We start from the raw sequence: 2,527 nt of genomic DNA, 5'->3' as shown, positions 1-2,527 counted from the left end.
ACAGACAGTCCCGGGAGGCGTCCCCCGCCGGGGACGCCTCCCGGGACGCCACCGGGGACGAACAACCCTTCGAGCTGCCGGACTTCTACCTCTCGTACCCCGCCCGCCTCAACCCCCACCTGGAGGAGGCCCGCCGGCACACCCGCGAGTGGGCCCGGGGGATGGGGATGCTGGAGGGCTCCGGCATCTGGAGCACCTCCGACCTGGAGGCCCACGACTACGCCCTGTTGTGCGCCTACACCCACCCCGACTGTTCGGCCGAGGTGCTCTCCCTGGTCACCGACTGGTACGTGTGGGTGTTCTTCTTCGACGACCACTTCCTGGAGACCTTCAAGCGCACCCGTGACCGCTCCGCCGGCAAGGCCTACCTGGAGCGGCTGCCGCGCTTCATGCCCCTCGACCCCGCCGAGGGCTTCCCCGAGCCCACCAACCCCGTGGAGGCCGGACTGGCCGATCTGTGGGCCCGCACCGTCCCGGCGATGTCACCGGCCTGGCGCCGCCGGTTCGTCGAGAGCACCGAGAACCTGCTCCACGAGTCGCTGTGGGAACTGGCCAACATCGACGCCGGCCGGATCTCCAACCCCCTGGAGTACATCGAGATGCGCCGCAAGGTCGGCGGCGCCCCCTGGTCGGCCGGACTGGTGGAGTTCGCCGCCGGCGCCGAGGTCCCCGAGGCGGTCGCCGACACCCGCCCGCTGCGGGTGCTGCGCGACGCCTTCTCCGACGCCGTCCACCTGCGCAACGACCTCTTCTCCTACGAGCGGGAGGTGCGTGACGAGGGTGAGCTGAGCAACGGCGTGCTGGTCATCGAGACCTTCCTGAACTGCTCCACGAGGGAGGCCGCCGAGGCCGTCAACGACCTGCTGACCTCCCGGGTGCAGCAGTTCGAGCACACCGCGCTGACCGAGCTGACCCCGCTGTTCGCCGCCCACGGCCTGGACCCCGCGCAGTGCGCCGCCGTCCTCGCCTACGCCAAGGGGCTCCAGGACTGGCAGGCCGGCGGCCACGAGTGGCACCTGCGCTCCAGCCGGTACATGAACAACGGCGGGGCCGCCGCCGCGACCCGGGGCGCCGGGGCCGCCGGGCCGGGTGGCGCCGTCGCCGAACCCTGGCTGCGGCCCGCCGGCCTGGGCACCTCCGCCGCCGACCTCGCCGGCACCCTGCGCACCGTCCTCGGCAGCGCCCTCGCCGGGGCGCGCGGTCTGCGCCGGCACGGGCACGTACCGCACCCCGTGGGGCCCTCGGTGATCCCGGACCTCCGGATGCCGTTCCCCCTTCGGCTCAGCCCGCACCTGGACGCGGCCCGCCGCGAGACCGTGGAGTGGGGCGAGCGGATGGGCATGCTGCGCGCCCAACCCGGCGTTCCCGGCTCGAACGTGTGGAGCCGGGCGAAACTCGCCGGTTACGACTTCCCGCTGTGCGCGGCCGGCATCCACCCCGACGCCACGCCCGAGCAGTTGAACATCACCTCGGCCTGGTTGACCTGGGGCACGTACGGCGACGACTACTACCCGGTCGTCTTCGGGCGGACCCGTGACCTGGCGGGCGCGCGGGCCTGCACGGACCGGCTGAAGCTGTTCACCCCGATCGAGGATCCCTCGGCGACCCCCGAGCCCACCAACGCCCTGGAACGCGGCCTCGCCGACCTGTGGCGGCGCACCGCCGGACCGATGACGGTCGAGGCGCGCCGGGCCTTCCGCAAAACCTTCCGCGACATGGTCGACAGCTGGCTGTGGGAGCTGGACAACCAGGCGGCGCACCGGGTGCCCGACCCGGTGGACTACATCGAGATGCGCCGGCTGACCTTCGGTTCGGACTTCACGATGAGCCTGTGCCGTCTCGGGCACGGGCGCCGCATCCCGGAGGGGATCTACCGCAGCGGGCCGATGCGCTCCCTGGAGAACTCCGCCGCCGACTGGGCCTGCCTGCTCAATGACGTCTTCTCGTACCAGAAGGAGATCGAGTACGAGGGCGAGGTGCACAACGCGGTGCTCGTCGCCCAGAACTTCTTCGGATGCGATTACCCGACCGCCCTGCGGATGACGCACGCCCTGATGGAGTCCCGCCTGGAGCAGTTCCGGCTGGTGGCGAAGAACGAACTTCCGGTGCTGTACGACGACTTCGGCTTGGACGACGAGGCCCGGGCGGTCCTCGACTCCTACGTCACCGACCTGGAGCACTGGCTGTCGGGCATCCTGCGCTGGCACCGCGACTGCCGCCGGTACAAGGAGGCGGAGTTGCGGGAGGACGCCGCCGAACCGCCCACGGCGGGTGACGCGGGTGCCTTCCCGGTCCTGTTCGGGTCCTCGGCCCCCGCGGCGTTCGACCCACCGGCGCCGGCCGCGCCCACCGTTCCGACCCCCACCGTTCCGACTCCCACGGAGCCGGTGCCCGTGCCGACCGCCCGCGCGGAGGGCGACGAGGCCGGTGGGGACGCCCCGACCGGGGACCCCGACGCGACCCCGGCCCTGCCGACGATCCCGCTCTTCCCTCTCGGCCTCGGCACCTCCGCCGCCCGCATCCCCGC

The 2,527-nt window shown here is 72.6% G+C and carries 1 protein-coding gene; it reads left to right on the top strand.

The features are described 5' to 3' along the window. Positions 1-74: 74 nt before the first annotated feature. Positions 75-2,527, top strand: a 2,453-nt coding sequence (locus FNQ90_RS19445; protein ID WP_228471403.1) for a terpene synthase family protein, incomplete at its 3' end; no start/stop codon positions are given.

Source organism: Streptomyces alkaliphilus (assembly GCF_014141535.1).
In the GTDB taxonomy this organism is placed as follows: domain Bacteria; phylum Actinomycetota; class Actinomycetes; order Streptomycetales; family Streptomycetaceae; genus Streptomyces; species Streptomyces alkaliphilus.
The sequence above is the reverse complement of the archived record's forward strand: the minus strand, read 5'-3'. Positions and strand labels throughout refer to the sequence as shown.